The sequence below is a fragment of the Francisella sp. XLW-1 genome, assembly GCF_008711455.1.
Lineage (GTDB): Bacteria > Pseudomonadota > Gammaproteobacteria > Francisellales > Francisellaceae > Francisella > Francisella salimarina.
In genome coordinates this window covers 101,005-121,827 of record NZ_VXKP01000003.1, presented here as the reverse complement: position 1 = coordinate 121,827, position 20,823 = coordinate 101,005, and the positions used below count along the sequence as shown (strand labels likewise).

Genomic DNA, 20,823 nt, shown 5'->3' with positions numbered 1-20,823 from the left:
TGGTTAATATTTTCCTACAACCTTGTCGAAAGCTTTTGTTGTCAGAAATCTTTTGAGAGTAGTCATAATCCAAGTTGCTTTTGTTATAAAGTATCTAGGTCTTGGTTTTTTTGCTACAAGAATTTTTTCAACAACTTTTGCTACTTCAATTGCTGGTAGGTTAAAAGGGATAGGTTTGTGATTACCAAGCATTATTCTATAGTATTCTTTATTATGAGGTGAATTTTCTACTTCAACATTATCGATAGTCTTTAGAGCATTCTCTCTAAATTTGCTTGTTACAGGTCCAGTATTTAATAGGCTAATGAAAATATTAGTATCCCTAAGCTCAAGTCGCATAGTATCAGTCATACCTTCTAGTGCATATTTACTAGCTACGTATGATCCGCGAAACCTCATACCAATAAGCCCTAATATTGAACTATGCTGTATTATTTTCCCATAACCTTGCTTACGCATGATTTTTATAGCTTTGTTAGTTAGATTGTGTACGGCAAATATATTGGTTTCAAACTGCTTTTTGATAAATTGCGTATCGATATCTTCTAATGCGCCAACTTGTCCAAATCCAGCATTATTAAATACAGCATCTAATTTGCCACCAGTTTTAGCTAAAATAGCCTCTAAGGCCTGATCAACCTGATGATAATTAGTGACATCTATCAGATAAGTATCAAAGCCTTCAGCTTTGAGCTTATCTACATCTTCTTTCTTTCTAGCAGAAGCAAAAACTTGATATCCTTTATCTCGAAGATAGATGGCTGTAGCGTAGCCAATACCGCCATGCGAACAACCTGTTATTAGAATATTTTTTTTGTTATCCATATTTATAAAATCTAAAGTATCCTACTAAGTTAGTTTATTTTAAGTCTATCGAATAGTCAAAATAAGGGAAAATTAAATTCTAAGCTGCTGTAAAAATATTTAAAAAGATTTGCTTTTATATAATGATATTGTAAACCATTAAAATAATCGATGGTTTACAATTTGTGAAATATACAACTTAAGGACAAACTATATGTTTAAAAAAATATTTTTAATAGGAGCTTCTTTGTATGCCTCAGCGTATGCAAACGATATTGAGTTAATCGTTAAGTATAAAGATAATCAAAATAAAATAGGGACTGTTAGTGCTAATTCTGTAACTACTATGAGTACAGTTCAAAACTATCAAGTCCTTGAAGACATAGATTCGAGAACAAAAGTTGTAAAAGTAAGTGATGGCCAGGCTTTACGGCCAACTACTACTAGTTTAAAAACTCAGTCAAGTAGTGCAGCCCAAAAGGTATCAAACAATAATGCTTATGCCGCTGCCAAAAATTTTATGGATAGTAATCCAAATGTTGAATATGCTATCCCAAAAAATTCAAAAATGTATGCTTATGATTTAAACAATACACAAACAACCAATACGACTAACTTTCAAAATAACATCATAAGCTGGGGACAACAGTGGGATATGCAGAGTCCGAAAGAGGTCACAGGTGGGATTGATGCTTATGGTGCATGGGACTTGGTTTTAGATAACCCAAAGAGAGTTGATGTCGCTGTAATTGATTCAGGATTAGCTTATGCTGCTCCTGAAGATATATCAAAAAAAATAGATAGAGATCATAGCCATTACTATTTTTTTATGAAGAATAGAGAGCTTAGAGTATCTAGCAATATCTATGATAATGGTAGTTTTCATGGTACACATGTAGCAGGGACAGTGGCTGCAAATGGTCCTAAAGTCAAAGGTGTTGCAGGGCCAATAGATAGTATTAAGATTTTGCCTATTAGGGCTTTAGGAGATGATGGTAGCGGTGATACTTATGCTATTTTAGAATCTGTCAAATGGGCAGCAGGAGCGCAGGTATATGCAAAAAATAGTAGTGGCCAATATTTAGAGGACAACAGCGCTCCAGTTAAAGTTATTAATCTTAGCCTTGGGATGTCTAGGATTGATCCATATACTGGACAGCCTATAGTTAGTCGAGATGAGTGGAGAGAAAACTATATGGGCACATTATGCCCAGCATGGAAAGAGGCCATTCAAGCTGCACATGAAAGAGGTGTGACAGTAGTTATTGCCGCAGGTAATGATGGTAAAAATTTATTTAATGACATACCATCAGGCTGTAGAGATATTAATGCTATAGTTGTTGAATCTACAGGGCCGGAAGGATTGTTAGCACCTTACTCGACATACTATGCACCTGATGGGATACTAAAGTGGGTAGTAAACAGTCTAGTTGTTAGAGCTCCAGGTGGAGATAGTTATAATTATGGCAAAACAGCCCAAATATACTCTACTCTAAATAACTATGAATATGGTTATATGCAAGGTACATCTATGGCTACTCCTCATGTTGCTGGTATCATTGCATTATTGTACGCCAATTTACAAGAGTCTCAGTCTTCAGGGCAAGATGTAAGTGTAGTAAGAAAAGCATTGCAAGATTCTAAAGATATTTATAGCCCTAATATTGTTAATGCGAAGAATTCATTGAATAATTTGAAGAGTACTACACAAGCGATAGCAGCATAGAGATGACTTTGAAGACAAAAATTATTTAAGATTTTTAAGGGCTTCTTTTATTTCTAGATTTCTAATATTAGCATCAAAAATACATTCTGTTTTCTCTAAAATAAATTTTTGGATTTTCTCAACATCATTAGTAAAGTGAGCAATTAACTCTTTTACAGTTTCTTCTGATATATGGTTTTTGTGTGCAAATTCTGCAACGTCTTCAATAATTTTTGTCATGTTATTTTCTTAAATTATCTTTTTTATTTTGCCAAAGACTTTGTTTAGAAAACCTTTTTTAGTTCGCGATTTATTGGCTCTCTTCAGTTCGTTAAGCTTATGCATTTGATCTACTGAGTTTTGAATAGATTCTATATTTTCTGAATCGTTACTTTGCAGACAGTCTTCATTAGGAGAAGTCTCTTCTTCAGTTTCAGTTAGTTGTATTTCTTCAGAATAAAAATTTGGGTCATTTAAATCAGTATATTTTAAATCAAGGCTAGCAGTTTTTGGGGCTTCGGGTTTCATAGAAAATTTATTCTCAGTTATAACATAAACATCATTTTCATTTTTTTTGATGAAACCCTGATCTCTGAGTGCCCTACGATATTTGTATATTAAACTTCTAGAAACTCCAAAACCATCTGCTAATTGGGCAACGCTATAGCCCTGTTCAATAGCTTTTAGAATAGCTTTTTTTATAGCAAATTCTTTCTCATTAGGTATTTTCATATTAAAATATTTGACCCGAAAAATATTTATTTAATTATAGCTTAGCGATTAGATTTATACAACTTGTCCCGAGGCCCAACCAGAAGCCCAAGCCCATTGAAAATTATATCCACCCAGCCATCCAGTTACATCAATAACTTCGCCAACAAAGTATAAACCTTTAACTTTATTTGCTTCAAGAGTTTTTGACGATATTTCATCACAACTAATACCACCCAAGGTAACTTCTGCAGTTCGGTAGCCCTCTGTTGTCTGAGGGTATATTACCCACTCATGGAGCTGTTGATGAATCTTATTTATTTGTTCAGCAGACAAATCACAAATTCTTTTTTCAAGTAGAAATGTCTCAAAAAATGTACTAATAAGATTTTTTGGTAGTAACTCCGATAGAGTATTTTTTAAAGTGACTTTTGAACCTTGTTCTTTTTTCGAAGTCAAAAAATCAGCAATATTTATATTTGGAGAAAGATTAATTTCAACACTTTCTCCTGAATGCCAATAAGATGATATTTGTAAAATTGCTGGACCACTTAATCCCTTATGTGTAAAAAGAATGTTTTCGTCGAAGCTTGCCCGATTGTTTGAAACTCTACAATAAGTTGATACTCCACGTAATTGTCCAAACTTTTGTTGATCTTCTGAGCTGAAAATAAAAGGCACAAGACCAGCTCTTTGAGGATTAACCTTTAATCCAAATTTTTTAGCGATTTTATAACCAAATCCAGTTGCACCCATAGTAGGTATAGATAAGCCACCGGTAGCAATCACCAGTGACTGGCATACATATTCGCCAGAATTAGATTTTAGATAAAATAAGTCTTCTTTTTTTATGGCGCTATCAATAGTTGTATGTAGTTGTATCTTAGCTTGATATTTTTGGCACTCATCTAGAAGCATATTAACGATATCTTTAGCTTTGTTATCACAAAAAAGCTGGCCTAGAGTCTTCTCATGATAAGGAATGTTGTATTCACTAACCAAGCTGATGAAATCCCATTGGGTATATCTTGATAGTGCGGATTTCATGAAGTGTTGATTATCTGCTAAGTATCTATCAGCGGCTATGTTATAATTTGTGAAATTACACCTTCCACCACCAGACATTAGAATCTTTTTGCCTACTTTATTGGCATGGTCTAATACTAGTACACTACGCCCTCTTTTAGCAGCTTCTATAGCACACATAAGTCCAGCAGCGCCTGCACCAATTATTATTACATCATAGCTTTTTATAGACATAAGACTTTAAAGATCCTTTAGTTTATACCAGTATAACCCAACAATTATAAACATTAAAACCAAGTAAATGCTTATAATATTTGTAATACTGTGAGCATGAACGTAGCTTTGTAAAAATGATGTTAGACTAGTCATTGAGATATTCACAAAATACATAATTGCTGCTGCAGTTCCAGGGATATGGCGAAACATTGATATACCTTTACCCATCGATAATGGAAAAATTGATCCACATGTGAAATAAACAGCCATAGTAGCAATAATGATCAAAGATATATTATTGCTTATTAAGCTAATTATAAAGAAAATACTAGTCAATACTATAAATAGATGTATAACTACAAAAAATATTTTACCAACAGAATAGTGATCTAATAATCTACGCCCAAGTATCGGTGCTGGTAGGAAAGCGCAGCCTAAAAATATAGCTAATTTACCAAAGTAAGCGGCTGAATATCCCATTACATCTTGAATTAAAAAAGGTCCCAAAGTATTGAAACTAATGATAAGTGAATAAGCTATCCCCATAGCTACACAGAGAGTCATGAATTCTCTATTAGTTACAACCTCTATTATATCTTGTTTGATTTTAGTTATGCTTAGTTTTGATTTTTTGCTAAGAGTTTCTGGGATATAGATAAAAACTAATATTGTCAGCAATGCTACTGCTATGCTAAAGAAGTAAAATCCAGATTTCCAACCAAAAGCATCTTGTAAGAAGCCACCGATTATAGGTCCTGCAATAGGTCCTAATCCCCATAAAAATCCCATTGTAGGCCCAAGTTTTAGTAGCTTCTCAGGTGGCAGAATATCTGAAAAAACTCCTCGAGTAACAACTCCCATTGAACCCATAATGAACCCTTGAGAAAATCTTGAACCTAGCAATACATATTCGTTTGGTATTAGAGTAGGTAGTAAGCTAACTATGACAAATAGTACGCATGATGATCTAAGTAGAACTTTGCGACCTATACCATCAGTAACGATACCTATTAGCAGATTACCAATAGCATATCCTATAAGATATATTGAGATCACCATCTTTGAAATAGATGCTGTAGTATTTAATGAAATACTTATACCTGGTAAAGATGGTGCAAATAAATCTATACTCATGCCCATCAATATGGGGAATGACAGTAATATAAGCATTCTTACCCTATGCTTATAGTTATTGGACGTAAAATTATTTTGTTTAATCAATTTGTTTTAAGAAAGAACCTTAAGAGAAAGTGATTTTAGCAGATTTTGCTAGTGATTGAATAGTCACTAGCAGTATATATGTAATATAAATTTTAGATACTAATATCTACCTTGTTGAATCATAGCTTCTGCAACTTTCTCAAAGCCGGCCAAGTTTGCACCAGCAACCAAGTTGTATCCTAGGTTGTATTTGCTACTAGCAAACTTACAAGCGTGGAATATGTTAGCCATAATTTGTTGTAACTTAGCTTCAACTTCTTCTGCTGTCCATGCTAATCTAGCAGAGTTTTGACTCATTTCTAAACCAGAAACCGCAACACCACCAGCATTGGCAGCTTTACCTGGAGCTAGGCATACGCCTTTTTTCATTAAGAATTCGATTGCTTCGTTAGTTGTAGGCATGTTAGATGCTTCAACAACATATTTAACACCAGCATCAATAAGCTTTTGAGCTTCTTCAACATCAATTTCATTTTGAGTAGCTGCAGGGATAGCGATATCTGCTTTGATTCCCCAAGGCTTCTCACCTGGATGCCAGCTAGCATTGAATTCTTTAGCATAGTCTTGCATAGAAGCTTTACCTTCGCGAATTTTAAGTAAGAATTCAATCTTCTCATCTGTTGTGATACCTTCAGGATCATGTACGAATCCTTTTGAGCCAGAAATAGTAACAACTTTACCACCAAGTTGTGCAACTTTTTTACATACACCCCAAGCAACGTTACCATAGCCAGATGTCACAATAGTTTTACCTTCCATAGTTTCACCATCATGCTTGAGCATTTCATCTAAGAAGAAAACAGCACCGTAACCAGTAGCTTCTGGACGAATCAAGCTTCCACCAGACTCTAACGACTTACCAGTTAATACACCATTTTCAAAAGAATTTCTTACTCTTCTGTATTGGCCATACATATAGCCAATTTCTCTACCACCAACACCAATATCTCCAGCAGGAACGTCTCTGTCTGGACCAATATGACGCTGTAATTCCATCATAAAACTTTGACAGAAGTTCATGATTTCTTGCTCTGTTTTGCCTTTAGGGTCAAAGTCAGCACCACCTTTACCACCACCCATTGGAAGTGTAGTTAAGCTATTTTTGAAAACTTGCTCAAAACCTAAGAATTTGATGATTCCAGAATATACGCTAGGATGGAATCTAATACCACCTTTGAAAGGACCGATAGCTCCGTTAAACTGGTATCTGAAACCTCTGTTAACTTGTACGTCACCATTTCTATCAACCCATGGTACTCTAAAAGAGATGCCTCTTTCAGGTTCAACAATACGTCCTAAGATATTTTCTTCGATATACTTAGGGTTTTGTTCTAGAGCTGGTTTAAGAGTAGAAAATACTTCTTTAACGGCTTGGATGAATTCCTTTTCATGTCCGTCTCTTTTTTCAACATCAGCAATTACGCTATCAATATATTTCTGAGCATTCATTTATGCATCTCCTTTGTGATTTGAAAATTTATTTAGAATATTTCTCATATACCAAGTAAACTCAGTCATGATCTTTCATGATGAATAAAATATAAGAGAATATCCTACATATACAAGTTTGCATTTTACCAAATCAGTTTACAACGAACTTGGTTTAATTAACATGATTTTATAATAATATTTTATTAATAAAAACCAAATAATCTAATTTAATATACAAAATATTTTACAACTTATTGATTATTGTTTAGTCTAATGAGATAAATGATATTTTTCGTTAAATTAAACCAAAAGGAATAGAGCATGAGTATGTCATTTGGTTATAACTTTATGAGTCGTATTTGGAACCTCTAACATTAGGAGAATAGTGTATGTGTATTTCAAACTTTTATTTCAAAATAAATTATTCATTAATACCCAAAAACCATAAAACATACACTAAGCGAAAACCTCTTATCCTTTAAATTTATTTTATTGATTGAAGTCTAGGAGGACAAAATGGTTAGTCAAAATCTAAGTATACAAAAAATATCAAAGGCTAAGCAATTAATTGTAGTAACCACATCAAATTGGCAGAGTGTATCGGGGAAGCTTTGGTTTTTTGAAAAAGACAATCAAAATAATTGGTTGGCTAAGAAATTAGCAACTGCTGTAGTAGTTGGTAAAAATGGCTTAGCTTGGGCAGATAGCATATATCAAAACCTAGCAGATGCTGACTTAAAAAAAGAAGGTGATAGTAATTCACCAGCAGGTATTTTCGATATTGGTAAAACTTTTGGATTTGCTAATATCTCAGCAGTTGAATATGTACAATTAAATACTGGAATCGAATGTGTAGATGATAGTAATTCAAAATACTATAACCAAATAGTTAATAGTAATCTTATTGATGATAAGGATTGGCTATCAGCTGAAAATATGTCAGAGATTGCTATCTATAAATATGGTGTAGAGATTTTGTACAATACTAATCCAGCGATAGCCAAAAAAGGCTCTTGTATTTTTATGCATATCTGGAAGTCTCCGACGACAGGTACAGAAGGATGTACTGCTATAGCAGAGGATGATATTAGAGATATTCAATCTTATTTGGATATGAATAAAAATCCTATATTGGTGCAATTAACTCAAGATATTTATAAACAAGTACAAGATGATTGGCAGTTGCCGATTTTATATTAAAAAGGATAATTAAATGAGTAACTATATAGTTTTTGATAGAGCTAGACTAGCTAATTATATAAAAGAGCATAAACTCACGACACCATGTTATATATACGATAGTACACTTTTGGAAGATACATTTGTTAGTGCAAAAAAAGCATTAGATAAAAATTTCAAAAACGCTGAGATTCATTATGCAATTAAGGCAAATCATCATCCAAAGATAGTAAATATTGCTAAGAAATATGGTATGGGGATTGATTGTGTAAGTGGCGGTGAGATTAGAAGGGTGCTTGAGCAGAATGTAGATCCTCAGTATATTGTTTTTGCAGGAGTTGGCAAAGCTGACTGGGAGATTGAGTTAGCTATTGATAATAATATTTTTGCTTTCAATAGTGAGTCTTTAGAAGAGGTAGAGGTTATTAGCCAAATAGCATCCTCGAAGAATAAACAGGTAAATATTTGTCTGAGAGTTAATCCAAATATAGATGCACAGACTCATCATTATATAAGTACGGGGCAGTTTGATGATAAGTTTGGTATTGCTTTTGATAATATTCTTAACTGGTTAAAAAATGATTTTCAAAACTTTGACAACATAAATATTATAGGATTGCATTATCATGTCGGTTCACAGATATTGAATTATCAAGTTTTTCAATCACTAGCTATAACGACAAATGAGCATATAAAACTTCTCAAGCAAAATGATATTAATATTGCGCATATTAATTTTGGTGGTGGTTTAGGGATTGATTACCAAAATCCACAGCATAATCCTATAGTAGACTTTGATAACTATTTTGCTAGATTTAGAGAGTTTTTTGAGTACTGTGATGATGTTAAGCTACATTTTGAGCTTGGTAGATCATTAGTAGGGCAGTCAGGTGTACTTGTATCACAGGTATTATTTAATAAAGTGACTCAAGATACTCATTTTGTAATTATAGATGCAGGTATGACAGAGCTTATTAGACCAGCATTGTATCAAGCACAACATAAGATTGAGGCTTTGGTTGATGAAAGTGTTGATGAAAAGCAACATTATCATATAGTTGGGCCTATCTGTGAATCCAGTGATGTATTTGCAAAATATTATCAGCTTCCTAAAATAAAGCGTGGTGATTTATTAGCTATATATTCAGCAGGAGCTTATGGTAAGGTTTTAGCTAGTGAATATAATCTAAGACCAACTGTTCAAGAGTATTTTATATAAGGTTTATTTAAATTATGCATATATCTAACAAAAAAATTTCGACACTATCGCTAACAATGCTAAATATCTCAGCGATAATTAGTTTAAGTTCGATAGCTTATATGGCAACAATTGGTTTACAAAGTGTTTTCTTTTATCTAATTGCTGCAGTTACATTTCTATTACCAACATCACTTATCTGTGCTGAGCTTAGTAGTATGATAACGCAAAATAATGGCGGTGTATTTAGCTGGGTTAAGGCAGGTCTTGGTGAAAAAGCCGGTGTACTTGCGATGTGGTTGGAGTGGTTTAATAATGTAGTAGGCTTCCCAAGTTCGGTGACAGCATTAATCGCGACATTTTCATATATTGGCTTTAGAGGTTTTGCTGAGAATACTCAAACAAGTATTACTTTTTGGTTAATAATGGTTGCTGTATTTATCGCTATAAGTTTATTTAACTTTTTACCAATGCGCAAAGTAGTACTATTGAATATAATTGGTGCAGTCTTTGGTATGATAATACCAGGAGTACTATTAGTTTCTGGTGCAGTATATTTCTTAGTTACTGGGCAAAGTAATTTAGAATATCATGGATTTAGTGATCTTTTACCAGTGTTTTCTGTAGGTACTTATGCTCTTTTAGTTAAGACTTTATCTTCATACTCAGGTATTCAGTCAGTAGCTTTCCATATGACAAATATCGAAAATCCTCAGAAAAATATTCCCAAATCAATACTTATAGCTACTTTGATAATAGTATCATTAACTATTTTAACAACGGTTGGTTTAAATATTATTATTCCTGTACAAGATGTTAATGTTTTAAATGGTTTGATACAGGGTATCTCACAAGTATTAAACATAATAGGTTTAGGTAATGTTAAGCCGGTAGTTGTGATAATGATAAGTTTGGGTATGTTAGCTGCTCTTAGTACATGGGTGTTAGGACCTGCTCGTGGTATGCAGACAGCAGCAGAACAGGAGCTTTTCCCAAGAATTATGGCAGGTAAAAATAGATTTGGCATGCCAGTAAATATGCTAGTTATTCAGATTTTGATAGTTTTGGTTTTATCTTCGGTATTCTTAGTAATGCCTTCAGTATATGCAGCATTTGCGTTATTGATTGCTATTACATCACAGTTCACTGTAGTTATGTGGATAATGGTTTTTGCTGCAGCGATTAGACTTAGGTTTACCCAACCAGATACTCATCGAGTATTTCATGTAGGTAGGAGAAATTCTAATTGGCTACTTGTAACCATGTCTTTAGTTGCAATATTTATGTGTATGTTAGGCTTTATACTTGGGTTATTTCCACCAAGCTTCTCGCATGTTAAGAATGTCTTACAATATACTATGATTTTGGTTGTAGCGGATATTATAATTATAGCAATTCCATTGATATGGATTTGGTTACATAGAAAAAGAATTTTATAATAAACCTTACATGCAAGAGTTGCTTCTAAGCGCTAATTAGCTTCTAAATTTAACAAAAACTCTTTTTTATATAATCCACCAGTATAGCCACCAAGTTTACCGTTGGAGTTGATTACTCGATGACAAGGAATAATTATGGGTAATAGGTTCTTACCGTTAGCATTAGCTACAGCTCTAAAAGCAGTTGGTTTACCAATATTTGTAGCTTCTTTACGATAGCTGATTGTTTCTCCATAAGGGATCTTTATCAGCTCATGCCAAACTTGTTTTTGAAACTCAGTGCCTGTTAGTTGTAAGGGGATAGAAAATGTTTTTAATTCTTTGTCAAAGTATTTATCAAGTTGATTTCTAGTTTGGTTGGTTATGTCATTTGTTTTGAATGATATTTTCGCATTATAAGTTTTTAATAATTTTTCTATAGCGCATATATTTGAATCATTAATAAAAAAGCAAGCATATAGGTGATTATCATCAGCAATAGCAATAAGATTACCAATAGGGGTTTTAATTTCTTCGGTATAAAATACTGTTTTATAATTTCCTTTGTTAATTGTGGCTAAATAAATTTGATGAGTTTCTTTGAGCATAAGTATATTATGTAATTTAGATACATTAGATAATAGCGAAGTAATGGCAAATAGTAAATTTTATAAATTTTTTCCAATAGCAGTACTAATCATTGGTATAATTTCTTTCTTTAGTTTTGGGGGGCAGCAGTATTTGTCTCTTGAAGCACTCAAAAATAATTATCAAACAATATTAGACTTTGCTAATCAGCATTTTTTAGCTTGTATGTTAGTGTTTTCGGTTGCATACATAGTTGTTGTAGCATTATCTATACCAGGGGCTACTATTATGACTTTGTTAGGTGGTTTACTATTTGGTTTGGTATTAGGTTCAATTATTGTTGTATTGGCTGCAACATTAGGAGCAAGTGTAGTTTTCATTGCTGTTAGAACAGCGTTGGGAGATTCACTAAGGAACAAGGCTAAAGGCAGTATCGAAAAAATGCGACGAGGTTTTGAAAAAGATGTCTTTAATTATTTATTAATACTTAGATTGATACCTATATTTCCATTTTTTATTATAAATATCGCAGCGGGTATGTTTGGTGTGAAATTCAGAGATTTTTTCTGGGCAACACTACTGGGGATAATTCCTGGTAGTGTTGTTTATGTATGGGTTGGTACAAGCTTTGCTTATGTAATTCAGCAAGGAGCAGATATTAACTTAGGCATCATATTAGAGCCTCAATTTATTTTGCCATTAATAGCCTTGGCAGTACTGTCAATTGTTCCAGTAATTATTAAAAAGAGAAAGTAGCTATGATTAAAACAGATATTTGTATTATTGGTGGTGGTTCAGGTGGACTTTCTGTAGCAGCTGGTGCAGTACAAATGGGTGCAAGTGTAGTTCTCTGTGAAGGTGGCAAGATGGGAGGTGATTGTCTTAATTATGGTTGTGTACCATCTAAGGCAATCATAGAAGCTTCAAGAGTTATTACAAAATTAAATAAGGCTAAAGACTTTGGTATAAATGTAGATAGCATAGATATTGATTACGCCAAGGTACAAGCACATATCAAAGCTACTATAGCAAAAATAGAGCCACATGACTCAGTCGAGCGTTTTGAGAAATTAGGGGTTAAAGTTATCCAAGAATATGCCGAGATAGTTGATCGCTATACAGTCAAAGCTGGTGATAAAATTATCAAGGCTAAATATATTGTTATAGCTACTGGTTCAAGAGCAAGTATTCCTAATATTAAGGGTTTAGATACGATTGACTATCTAACCAATGAAACAATTTTTGAGCTTAAAGAAAAGCCAGAACATTTGATGATTATCGGAGGTGGACCTATAGGTGTAGAGCTAGCACAGGCTTATGCTTTGTTGGGTAGCCAAGTTACAATTTTTGAAGCTTCCGATACTATCTTAGGTATGCTTGATAGTGAATGTCGCAAAGTTGTGATTAAGGAGTTTGATCGTTTAGGTATCAATATAATTACAAATGTAAATATCACAGAGATTGAACAGCAAAATCAACAGATAAATGTTTGTTGTGGCGATAAGTACTACGAAGGCTCGCATCTATTAGTTGCAGCTGGGAGACAGCCAAATTTAGCTAAGTTAAATCTAGATAATGTGGGTGTTAGATATACTTCTAGAGGTATAAATGTTGATAAGCGCTTGAGAACAAACTATAAAAATATCTATGCTATAGGCGATGTCACTGGAGGATATCAGTTCACTCATGTGGCAGGCTATCATGCTGGTATAGTGATCCAAAATATCTTATTCAAGTTACCAGCAAAAGTTGATTATAGTAGCTTGCCATGGTCTATATATACTAGTCCTGAAATCGCGCATGTTGGTCAAGATATCTCACAGGCTCAAGATCAGGGTGCAAAAGTTCTGAAATTGTCATATCAAAATAATGATAGAGCAGTCGCAAGTCTAGCAACTAATGGCTTAGTCAAAGTGGCTATTAGCCGAAAAGGATATATATTAGGGGTTACTATTGTTGGTGAAAGCGCTAGTGAGCTAATTGTACAGTGGACTTTAGCAGTCAAAAATAAATTAAAGATAAAAGATATAGCCTCTCATATTGTGGCGTATCCAACTTTGAGTGAGCTAAATAAAAGAATTGCTGGAAGTTATTTCACACCGAAGCTATATAGTAACAAAGTTAGACGCTTAGTTAGACTGTTAATGAAAGTATTTGGTAAAAGGCTATGATAGAACAAAAAATCAGACCAACTTTTCAGAAAATCTTTGTTGATAATGTCGCTAAGCTTGTAGCGCCTATAATAGAGCCTAACTTGATTACAATACTATCTTTAATCTGTGGTTTAGTTGCTGCAGTATCATTTTTTATAAACCAATACTTGTGTGTGTTTTTGCTACTGTTATCAGGATATCTAGATATTTTAGATGGCTCAGTTGCGCGTCTACAAAATAGCTCATCATCATTTGGAACTATGTTAGATATATTAAGTGATCGTTTTGTAGAGAGTTTTATTATTATCGTTATTTTTATCAATCAACTTGATATTGCATGGGTTGGTTTATTAATGATGATGTCTATTATTGTCTGTATTAGTAGTTTTTTGCTAGTAGGGATATTCAGTCAAAAAGAGTCTTCTAAAAGCTTTTACTATAGCCCAGGTTTAATTGAAAGAGCTGAAACATTTATCTTTTTTATAGTTATGATTTTATTACCGAGTACAGTATTTGTACTAGGCTTGATTTATACACTGTTAGTTTTATGGACTACGCTGTATCGTTGTTATGAATTTTATTGTCACGAAAAAATTAAGGAGCAATTATAATGAGAAATTTTTTAAATAAAACTTTTGTGGGCTTTATGGCAGGATTAATTAGTGCCTGTGTTTTATATTTTTTGTTTATTTTTATTCGTCAGCATGGAGTTGAGCTTAATGATGAATTTAAATATACGCTTTATCGCTTAATGGTGTGGGGTGGTGTTTGGGCTATATTATTTGCATTACCGATATCCAAAAATATTCTTATCAAAAGTATAGTTATTGGTTTAGCTGTTATATTGTTTAACTTTTTGGTTAAAATGCCATTAGCTGGTCAAGGTTTCTTTGCTATAAATGCTGGCACAGCAGTATTTGTTATGAATATTGTTTTTAATTCTTTATGGGCATTACTTGCTGGTGTTATTTATAGTATTGCGACAATTCAGCAATAAAATTAGATAATTTAACCATATCACTTGTTTTTCGCTGATTAATCCCTATATCTAATAGCAGGAAATTTTATAACATTAATTGTGTATCCATATTATCTATTTGTTGGATATGTTTGAAAGTATTTGGGAGTTTAAAATATGGCAGATTATTATTCTTTACTAGGAGTTAGTAGAGATGCTTCAGAAGCTGAGTTAAAAAAAGCATATAGAAGATTAGCAAAAAAATACCATCCAGATGTCAACAAAGAAAAAGGGGCTGAAGATAAGTTTAAAGAAATTCAAACAGCTTATGATGTCTTAGGTGATAAAGAAAAGAGAAAACTATATGATGCGTATGGAGAAAACTGGGACAAAGTTCAGCAAGGCGGTTTTGGTGGGGCTGGAGGCGGCTTTGGAGGTTTTTCTCAAGGTGGAGGAAGCTCTCAAAGTTTCAATTTCGAGGATTTAGGTGATATTTTTGGAGATCTTTTTGGTGGCGGTGGAGCTGGTGCAAGAGGCTTTGGTGGAGGTCAACCAAGAGCTAGAAAAGGTGAGGATATAAATATCTCTTTACGTTTGAATGTTGAAGATGCTATCAAAGGTGGCTCTAGAACAGTTTCGTATAGCTATCAAGAAGCAGGTGCTAACGGTATGCCAACTATGCAGCACAAAAGTGTAGATGTCAAAATACCACCCGCTATGGGTAATGGTAAAAAACTACGTGTCAAAGGTAAAGGTGGTGCAGGCATTGGAGCAAACGCTCCAGCTGGAGATTTATATATCAAAGTTGAAGTGGTCGATCATAAAAACTATAAGATTGATGGCAATGATATTTATGAGCATATTAATATAGCACCTTGGGAGGCGGCTCTTGGTACATCACTAGAAATAGCTACCCCATATGGTAAGAAGAAAATGAAAGTACCAGAAGGTAGTCAATCTGGTCGTAAAATGCGTATCAAAGGTAAAGGTCTTGGGGATGGAGATTTTTATATTGTCTATGATGTCAAATTACCAGCTGCTGATACTGATGAGAAAAAAGAGTTCTATAAACAAATGCAAGAAAAAATGAATTTTGATCCAAGAGCTTAGACTTGCCTTTTTCTATTTCCTATTTCAATTATAAAATAGCTCACAAGTATTAATGAGCCTCCAATAATCGTTGATAAATATATTTTTTCATCATTGATAAGCTTTCCAAAAATTGTCGCAAAAATAGGCTCAAAAGAGAAGATAACAGCAACTTGAGACATACTTAGGTGTTTTTGATAAGTGTTCTGTAAGTAGTAGCAAGTAATTGTTGAAATTGAGCAAAAAACTATAGCGATTACTAATATATAGTTAAAGTGAAGATACATAAACGATGATACATCTGTTATCAAAGGCATAGGTATACCAAAAGCTACTTGCAGTATTATTAGTAGACGCAAGTCTTTAAAAGCTTCGCTGCGATGATCTTTTCTGGTTTCATAGCTAAGATATACCACTGATACAGCATACATCAGAGCGCATAATACTGACCAAAGATAACCTATAGTAAAGTTATCAAAACTTGCGCCAGATAGTGCGTATATCCCTAATAATGAAACACCAGAAGCAACCATTCCATAAATTGTTAATCGATCTACCTTAAAAAGACTTCCTATGAAAGGAATCATAATTACACTCAAGGCTGTCAAAAATGCAGAAACACTTGATGAAACGGTGTATAGTCCTTGAGTCTGAAAATAAAAACTCATACCTTCAAGTGAGCCAAATATAGCCCCTACTTTTAGTAAGTAGAGCTTATTATGAAACTTAGCTCTTAAAATTAAAGGTAAGAATAATAAGCATGATAACCCTAGTCTAAAAGCTACAAAAAGCCCAGGTGAGACATACTCAAGAGAGATCTTAACTAGAGGAAATGTTGTTCCCCAAAGAATGGTGACTATAAAAAGGGCAAATACGGCCTTTCTTTGTATATTCATGATATTTTTTAAATATGATTTAGAAATTTAATTAGCAAGTTTGTCTTTATCTGCTATCAAAATCAACAAAGAAATTATGAAATTTAGGTTATCAGCTCAAGTTATGAATTAAATATAAATTTGAGCAAAAAGACAAAGTGTTATATGTAGATTAGATTTTTATTGGAGTAGTACTAATTATGATAATAAAGTTATTAATTACTATTCTTATATTTTATAGGCTAGTAACTTCTCATATTTCTACAACCCAAGTTATCACCAGTAGATGTTCCGATGATATCAGCTAAACGGGTGTAGAAGTTATTTCTATTACTAACTTGATAAGATTCGGTATTTCCACCTTTATTACACTCGATTCCCCCGTTTATAATATTTGCAGTCATGCCGAAACCCGGCACACGATTAGCATTTAAGTCATCATTACTTGGTCTCCAAATACCCAGTAAAGCATCATGAGCTGATGGTTTAGGAGGCTGTGGAGTCATCCAAAACCATAATGCAGAAGTCCATGCTATTTTGTAGTCCCTAAGTACTAAGCCTGGGTTAGCAAGTAGGTTGATAGGGTTGTTACCTGCAAATTTCTCATTATAGAAATCTTGGAATAGACCGTAGTTATAGTTCCACGATAGTTGGATCATACCTCTACCATGGTAAAATTGTCCTGGAACTCCCTTGTGGGCTGGGTTTCTAGGATTTTGGTCAGTATATTGTGAGCAATCACCGTTTTGACATCCGACCTCTTCTATAAAACATAGTCCCCAAGCATATTTACCGCCCGGGGCTGTAGCCCAGCCACCATTTGTTTCTTGCGATACATTTGCCAAAAATGCTGCAATTTCTCGTTTAGCTAGCTCTATTTTTTGTTGCTGGCTTTGGGCAACTCTATCAGGAATGGCTTCTGGGTTAGCAAAGCTAGGGAAGTTGGCAGCAGCAGCTATTAGACCATCATATAAACCTTTTAGGCCATTATTTTTGGCTGTACATGCTCCGTTTGTGGCATATGGAAATGCTTTTTCAAAATCACTGAAAGGCAATAGCTTTTCTAGTTCAGAATTAGTTACCTCTGAATGGTCTTCATCTGATGTATAATTCTCATATGCTAGGGTTATTTGAGCATCCTTAGTCACTGCTACAATTTCTCCATCAAGTTTTAGTAATTTACTACTTTCAGGAGATGCATCGATGATGCTGTAATTACCCACTGGTAGGTTTATTTCGTTAGTACCATCTTTAAATTCATAAGATTTTACGAGCGTGGAGTCTTGTATTGAGGTGAAGATTACAGTTTCTGTATTTTGTCCTAAACCAGTTACTATTACAGCAGCTTTTACAACATTGTTGGTATCTTCTGTATTATTGCTATTGTCATCATTATCTGGAGCAGGACCAATTTTTTTCCATACTTGAGCATTACCAGGAGTATCACCCTTTGTCCACCATTGATTTTCGTACAATATACCTTTATATTCTACAACATCGCCTTTTTGGGAATATGTTTTATTACTATCCCAACTTTGGTTATCGCTATTATTGATACTATCTTGAGTATTGTTATTATTTGTAGAGTCATCAGTATTGGGTGATTCAATTAGTTCCCATACATTTGCAGAGCCCGGAGTGTCACCTTTTGTCCACCACTTAGCCTTATATACTTTACCATTGTATGTAACCTGATCTCCACCAACAAAGACTTTATTGGTCTGCCAAGAACCACTAGTGTTAGAGCTGCTTGAGTTTCCAGGATTGTTGTTATTTGTGTTAGTGTTGGTATTATCTGTAGGAGTCTGGTTGTTATCTGATGTGTTGGCATTACTTATTTCTGTCCAAGCATCTTGCCAATGGCTACCACTACCAGGAGCATAATGTGACGCAGACATTCCACACCATCCACTAGCAGGGAATGGTTTACATTGATATTGATTGCCATCTGTACCTACTACAATTTGTCCAGCTGTATAGGATTTTCCTTGTTGATATGTCGTCGCTGAGTTTGCGGGTACTACATAACAGAATATTGCAGCCAAGATACTGCTTATTAATATTTTTTTCTTTGATCTCATAATTGATCTCCTTCTTCATAAAAATTAAAATAATTCTATTTCGTGAGTATTTTGTAAATACTCACACTTATACTTTAGCATATTTTTTATTAAATTAAGGTATCAAAAAATAATCTCTACAGTGTATTTTTGATGGTGATATTTGTTCTGACAAAGCAGTCTGGGTTGCCTTTTTTTAATTAAAATTGCTATAATTTAGTGTTTTGTAATTACCAAGTGAGAAGAAAGTCGGTGAAGGATGTTTCGAAGGTTAAACAGATAGGCGCAGTAGCTATCATAGCTGGTACAGCAATAGGTGCTGGCATGCTTGGTATTCCGTTTGCAGTAGCAGCTGTTGGGTTTAACTATGCGCTTATGGCGCTCTTTCTAGTTTGGATTATAATGTATGCAACAGCTTTATTGATTGTCGAAGCAAATGTTTCACAGCCATTAGGTACTGATATGGATTCAATTGCTCATAATATACTAGGTAAGTCTGGTAGAGTAATGAATTTATTGTTTTATTTGTTATTGCTCTATTCGTTGCTTACAGCTTATATCTTTATGGGGGGACAGCTTTTTAAGACATATATCACTAGTTGGTTTAATTTTGAAAGTGATAGTTTTGCAAAGCTTCTATTTACATTTATTTTTGGATTTTTCATTTATAAAGGAATCAAGGTTGTATTTAGAGTTAATGAGCTATTCTTGAGTCTTAAAGTTTTGGCTTTTGTATTGTTTATATCTTTTGTTGCTCCACAAATACGCCCAGCTATATTAGAGAGTAGAGCATTAGGTGTTGAATATGTTTGGTTTTCTATCCCAATACTTGTAACATCTTTTGGATTTCATATTGTGATTCCTGCGATTAGGAACTATTTTGAAAATGATATTGTATTTAAAAGAACGGTAGCTGTTGGGGCATTAGCTCCACTAGTTGTCTACTTGGTTTGGGTTATGGCAACTCTAGGGACTATAAATTTATATGGTGGCAATGGTTTTATTGATCTAAGTCATTCAGGTAAAACATTAGCAGAAGCCTATGTAAGTTTAGGGCAAAGGGCTCCATTAGTTTTTATTAGACTTTTTGAGAATTTTGCAATTATTACATCTTTTCTCGGTGTGGCATTAGCATTATTCTCATTTAATCAAGATTTGTATGCTCTAAATTCTAGAAAAAAGCTGATTACTTTGGTCGTTACGCTATTACCTCCATTATTCTTTGCGATATATTTTGTTAATAGTTTTATAGCAGCTCTGGGATATGCAAGTATTTTTGTGTCTGTGCTTTTGATTGTGCAACCTGCACTAATGGTTTGGGTTATAAGGTCTAAGCAGGGGCAAAATAGTATTATCAGTAAGTTTTATTTATCTTTGATATTATTCTGTGGTGTAGGTATTATTGCGTTGCAATTATTAGTAGCCTTTGGTAGATTACCTCATATATAATTTTATTAACTTTCAAATCTTTTATATTTCTATGAAAAAACCTACTTTTGATTACAAAAAAAGATCACATGTTAGTGGTAGTTATCAATTTGCAAATAACCATAATAACAGAAAACCTGATGTAACTGAGTTTAGTGTTCAAAAACTTCAGCAGTTTCCAGATGAACTAGTTGAAATATTTAATCTAATACAGGCTGTTCGCTGTGATAGGATAAGTCTACAAGAGGAATATAATAAATACAGACTAAAACTAAGTAACGATAGAATGAATCTTGAATCTGAAGTTATAAGAATAAAAAAGCAGTATAATGCTAAGATATCTGCTTTGCAGGAAGAATATAATTCGGTAAAATCTAATTACAACATTGAGTTAGCAAAAATTAGAGAAAGCTAATAATACAAAGTCAGTCGGACAGTCGCGCTTTTTATAAGTGAGGAAAGTCCGGGCTTTATAGAGCAAGATGCCAGATAACGTCTGGGGGGCGTGAGCCTACGGAAAGTGCAACAGAAAGTATACCGCCTTTGTTTAAAAGGTAAGGGTGAAAAGGTGCGGTAAGAGCGCACCGCATTGGTGGCAACACTCAATGGCATTGTAAACCCCATCTAAAGCAAGACCAAATAGCGCTACTAAGATGTTGCTCGCATTGTAGCAGGGTAGGTCGCTTGAGCTTGTTGGTAACAGCAAGTCTAGATAAATGACTGTCTATTACAGAACCCGGCTTATAGACTGACTTTGTATTTT

At 33.9% G+C, this 20,823-nt stretch carries 20 protein-coding genes and 1 other RNA gene; 12 read left to right on the top strand and 9 right to left on the bottom strand.

Going from position 1 to position 20,823, the window contains the following annotated elements; all coding sequences use genetic code 11:
- Nucleotides 1–3 precede the first annotated feature (3 nt).
- On the bottom strand, nucleotides 4–825 hold the full coding sequence (locus F3D59_RS05365) for an SDR family NAD(P)-dependent oxidoreductase (RefSeq protein ID WP_150464089.1): 822 nt from the start codon (nucleotides 823–825) through the stop codon (nucleotides 4–6).
- A 193-nt stretch (nucleotides 826–1,018) separates the two neighbouring features.
- Here F3D59_RS05365 and F3D59_RS05360 point away from each other — a divergent pair, with 193 nt between their 5' ends.
- On the top strand, nucleotides 1,019–2,530 hold the full coding sequence (locus F3D59_RS05360; protein WP_150464088.1) for a S8 family serine peptidase: 1,512 nt from the start codon (nucleotides 1,019–1,021) through the stop codon (nucleotides 2,528–2,530).
- A 21-nt stretch (nucleotides 2,531–2,551) separates the two neighbouring features.
- Here F3D59_RS05360 and F3D59_RS05355 read toward each other — a convergent pair whose 3' ends face one another.
- From F3D59_RS05355 to gdhA, 5 genes are all read right to left on the bottom strand, one after another.
- A complete protein-coding gene (locus tag F3D59_RS05355) occupies nucleotides 2,552–2,749 on the bottom strand; it encodes a hypothetical protein (protein WP_013922470.1) in 198 nt (65 codons plus the stop codon).
- 9 nt (nucleotides 2,750–2,758) lie between these two features.
- Nucleotides 2,759–3,241, bottom strand: a complete 483-nt coding sequence (locus tag F3D59_RS05350; protein WP_150464087.1) for a helix-turn-helix domain-containing protein — start codon at nucleotides 3,239–3,241, stop codon at nucleotides 2,759–2,761.
- Between the two features lie 54 nt (nucleotides 3,242–3,295).
- Nucleotides 3,296–4,480, bottom strand: a complete 1,185-nt coding sequence (locus tag F3D59_RS05345) for an NAD(P)/FAD-dependent oxidoreductase (protein WP_150464086.1) — start codon at nucleotides 4,478–4,480, stop codon at nucleotides 3,296–3,298.
- A 6-nt stretch (nucleotides 4,481–4,486) separates the two neighbouring features.
- The gene (locus F3D59_RS05340) at nucleotides 4,487–5,683 is read right to left on the bottom strand and encodes an MFS transporter (RefSeq protein ID WP_224721161.1); all 1,197 of its coding nucleotides are present in this window, start codon (nucleotides 5,681–5,683) and stop codon (nucleotides 4,487–4,489) included.
- 99 nt (nucleotides 5,684–5,782) lie between these two features.
- On the bottom strand, nucleotides 5,783–7,132 hold the full coding sequence (gene gdhA, locus F3D59_RS05335; RefSeq protein WP_150464084.1) for an NADP-specific glutamate dehydrogenase: 1,350 nt from the start codon (nucleotides 7,130–7,132) through the stop codon (nucleotides 5,783–5,785).
- A gap of 498 nt (nucleotides 7,133–7,630) precedes the next feature.
- On the opposite strand from gdhA, the gene F3D59_RS05330 reads away from it, so the two are divergent.
- The 3 genes from F3D59_RS05330 to F3D59_RS05320 are packed head-to-tail and all read left to right on the top strand — an operon-like array spanning nucleotide 7,631 to nucleotide 10,930.
- Complete coding sequence (locus F3D59_RS05330) at nucleotides 7,631–8,314, top strand: L,D-transpeptidase (RefSeq protein ID WP_150464083.1); 684 nt, start codon at nucleotides 7,631–7,633, stop codon at nucleotides 8,312–8,314.
- Between the two features lie 13 nt (nucleotides 8,315–8,327).
- Nucleotides 8,328–9,512: a diaminopimelate decarboxylase gene (lysA, locus tag F3D59_RS05325; RefSeq protein WP_150464082.1), complete on the top strand. Its 1,185-nt coding sequence runs from the start codon at nucleotides 8,328–8,330 to the stop codon at nucleotides 9,510–9,512.
- A gap of 14 nt (nucleotides 9,513–9,526) precedes the next feature.
- Nucleotides 9,527–10,930 carry an APC family permease gene (locus F3D59_RS05320; RefSeq protein ID WP_150464081.1) on the top strand — a complete coding sequence of 468 codons (1,404 nt, stop codon included), beginning with the start codon at nucleotides 9,527–9,529 and terminating at the stop codon, nucleotides 10,928–10,930.
- A gap of 32 nt (nucleotides 10,931–10,962) precedes the next feature.
- On the opposite strand, the gene F3D59_RS05315 is transcribed toward F3D59_RS05320, so the two are convergent.
- Nucleotides 10,963–11,517, bottom strand: a complete 555-nt coding sequence (locus F3D59_RS05315; protein WP_150464080.1) for a methylated-DNA--[protein]-cysteine S-methyltransferase — start codon at nucleotides 11,515–11,517, stop codon at nucleotides 10,963–10,965.
- Between the two features lie 43 nt (nucleotides 11,518–11,560).
- Here F3D59_RS05315 and F3D59_RS05310 point away from each other — a divergent pair, with 43 nt between their 5' ends.
- The 5 genes from F3D59_RS05310 (at nucleotide 11,561) to F3D59_RS05290 (ending at nucleotide 15,718) form a co-directional block, all read left to right on the top strand.
- A complete protein-coding gene (locus tag F3D59_RS05310) occupies nucleotides 11,561–12,253 on the top strand; it encodes a TVP38/TMEM64 family protein (RefSeq protein WP_150464079.1) in 693 nt (230 codons plus the stop codon).
- A 2-nt stretch (nucleotides 12,254–12,255) separates the two neighbouring features.
- Nucleotides 12,256–13,668, top strand: coding sequence for a dihydrolipoyl dehydrogenase family protein (locus F3D59_RS05305; protein WP_150464078.1), 1,413 nt, complete (start codon nucleotides 12,256–12,258; stop codon nucleotides 13,666–13,668).
- Entirely contained in the window at nucleotides 13,665–14,261 is a 597-nt protein-coding gene (locus F3D59_RS05300) for a CDP-alcohol phosphatidyltransferase family protein (RefSeq protein ID WP_150464077.1), read from the top strand. The genes F3D59_RS05305 and F3D59_RS05300 overlap by 4 nt, the downstream gene beginning before the upstream one ends.
- Nucleotides 14,261–14,647, top strand: a complete 387-nt coding sequence (locus tag F3D59_RS05295; protein WP_004287132.1) for a hypothetical protein — start codon at nucleotides 14,261–14,263, stop codon at nucleotides 14,645–14,647. The genes F3D59_RS05300 and F3D59_RS05295 overlap by 1 nt, the downstream gene beginning before the upstream one ends.
- Before the next feature lie 138 nt (nucleotides 14,648–14,785).
- The gene (locus F3D59_RS05290) at nucleotides 14,786–15,718 is read left to right on the top strand and encodes a DnaJ C-terminal domain-containing protein (protein ID WP_150464076.1); all 933 of its coding nucleotides are present in this window, start codon (nucleotides 14,786–14,788) and stop codon (nucleotides 15,716–15,718) included.
- On the opposite strand, the gene F3D59_RS05285 is transcribed toward F3D59_RS05290, so the two are convergent.
- Both F3D59_RS05285 and F3D59_RS10200 read right to left on the bottom strand, forming a co-directional pair.
- Nucleotides 15,715–16,593: a DMT family transporter gene (locus F3D59_RS05285; RefSeq protein WP_150464075.1), complete on the bottom strand. Its 879-nt coding sequence runs from the start codon at nucleotides 16,591–16,593 to the stop codon at nucleotides 15,715–15,717. The two genes, F3D59_RS05290 and F3D59_RS05285, sit on opposite strands and share 4 nt — an antisense overlap.
- Nucleotides 16,594–16,814: 221 nt before the next feature.
- A complete protein-coding gene (locus F3D59_RS10200) occupies nucleotides 16,815–18,653 on the bottom strand; it encodes a glycoside hydrolase family 19 protein (protein ID WP_150464074.1) in 1,839 nt (612 codons plus the stop codon).
- 231 nt (nucleotides 18,654–18,884) lie between these two features.
- Here F3D59_RS10200 and F3D59_RS05275 point away from each other — a divergent pair, with 231 nt between their 5' ends.
- The 3 genes from F3D59_RS05275 (at nucleotide 18,885) to rnpB (ending at nucleotide 20,820) form a co-directional block, all read left to right on the top strand.
- Nucleotides 18,885–20,081 (top strand): amino acid permease, encoded by a 1,197-nt coding sequence (locus F3D59_RS05275; RefSeq protein ID WP_146420971.1) that lies wholly within the window; start codon nucleotides 18,885–18,887, stop codon nucleotides 20,079–20,081.
- A gap of 31 nt (nucleotides 20,082–20,112) precedes the next feature.
- Nucleotides 20,113–20,475 carry a hypothetical protein gene (locus tag F3D59_RS05270; RefSeq protein WP_150464073.1) on the top strand — a complete coding sequence of 121 codons (363 nt, stop codon included), beginning with the start codon at nucleotides 20,113–20,115 and terminating at the stop codon, nucleotides 20,473–20,475.
- Nucleotides 20,476–20,481: 6 nt separating this feature from the next.
- Nucleotides 20,482–20,820, top strand: an RNA gene (rnpB, locus tag F3D59_RS05265) — RNase P RNA component class A.
- Nucleotides 20,821–20,823: the final 3 nt, after the last annotated feature.

Bases quoted from the DNA above. Each gene is read 5' to 3' on its own strand.
- F3D59_RS10200 (WP_150464074.1), bottom strand. From the start codon at position 18,653: ATGAGATCAAAGAAAAAAATATTAATAAGCAGTATCTTGGCTGCAATA.
- F3D59_RS05345 (WP_150464086.1), bottom strand. From the start codon at position 4,480: ATGTCTATAAAAAGCTATGATGTAATAATAATTGGTGCAGGCGCTGCT.
- F3D59_RS05300 (WP_150464077.1), top strand. From the start codon at position 13,665: ATGATAGAACAAAAAATCAGACCAACTTTTCAGAAAATCTTTGTTGAT.
- F3D59_RS05270 (WP_150464073.1), top strand. From the start codon at position 20,113: ATGAAAAAACCTACTTTTGATTACAAAAAAAGATCACATGTTAGTGGT.
- F3D59_RS05365 (WP_150464089.1), bottom strand. From the start codon at position 825: ATGGATAACAAAAAAAATATTCTAATAACAGGTTGTTCGCATGGCGGT.
- gdhA (WP_150464084.1), bottom strand. From the start codon at position 7,132: ATGAATGCTCAGAAATATATTGATAGCGTAATTGCTGATGTTGAAAAA.
- F3D59_RS05315 (WP_150464080.1), bottom strand. From the start codon at position 11,517: ATGCTCAAAGAAACTCATCAAATTTATTTAGCCACAATTAACAAAGGA.
- F3D59_RS05330 (WP_150464083.1), top strand. From the start codon at position 7,631: ATGGTTAGTCAAAATCTAAGTATACAAAAAATATCAAAGGCTAAGCAA.
- F3D59_RS05290 (WP_150464076.1), top strand. From the start codon at position 14,786: ATGGCAGATTATTATTCTTTACTAGGAGTTAGTAGAGATGCTTCAGAA.
- F3D59_RS05355 (WP_013922470.1), bottom strand. From the start codon at position 2,749: ATGACAAAAATTATTGAAGACGTTGCAGAATTTGCACACAAAAACCAT.
- lysA (WP_150464082.1), top strand. From the start codon at position 8,328: ATGAGTAACTATATAGTTTTTGATAGAGCTAGACTAGCTAATTATATA.
- F3D59_RS05285 (WP_150464075.1), bottom strand. From the start codon at position 16,593: ATGAATATACAAAGAAAGGCCGTATTTGCCCTTTTTATAGTCACCATT.
- F3D59_RS05295 (WP_004287132.1), top strand. From the start codon at position 14,261: ATGAGAAATTTTTTAAATAAAACTTTTGTGGGCTTTATGGCAGGATTA.
- F3D59_RS05360 (WP_150464088.1), top strand. From the start codon at position 1,019: ATGTTTAAAAAAATATTTTTAATAGGAGCTTCTTTGTATGCCTCAGCG.
- F3D59_RS05350 (WP_150464087.1), bottom strand. From the start codon at position 3,241: ATGAAAATACCTAATGAGAAAGAATTTGCTATAAAAAAAGCTATTCTA.
- F3D59_RS05305 (WP_150464078.1), top strand. From the start codon at position 12,256: ATGATTAAAACAGATATTTGTATTATTGGTGGTGGTTCAGGTGGACTT.
- F3D59_RS05320 (WP_150464081.1), top strand. From the start codon at position 9,527: ATGCATATATCTAACAAAAAAATTTCGACACTATCGCTAACAATGCTA.
- F3D59_RS05310 (WP_150464079.1), top strand. From the start codon at position 11,561: ATGGCAAATAGTAAATTTTATAAATTTTTTCCAATAGCAGTACTAATC.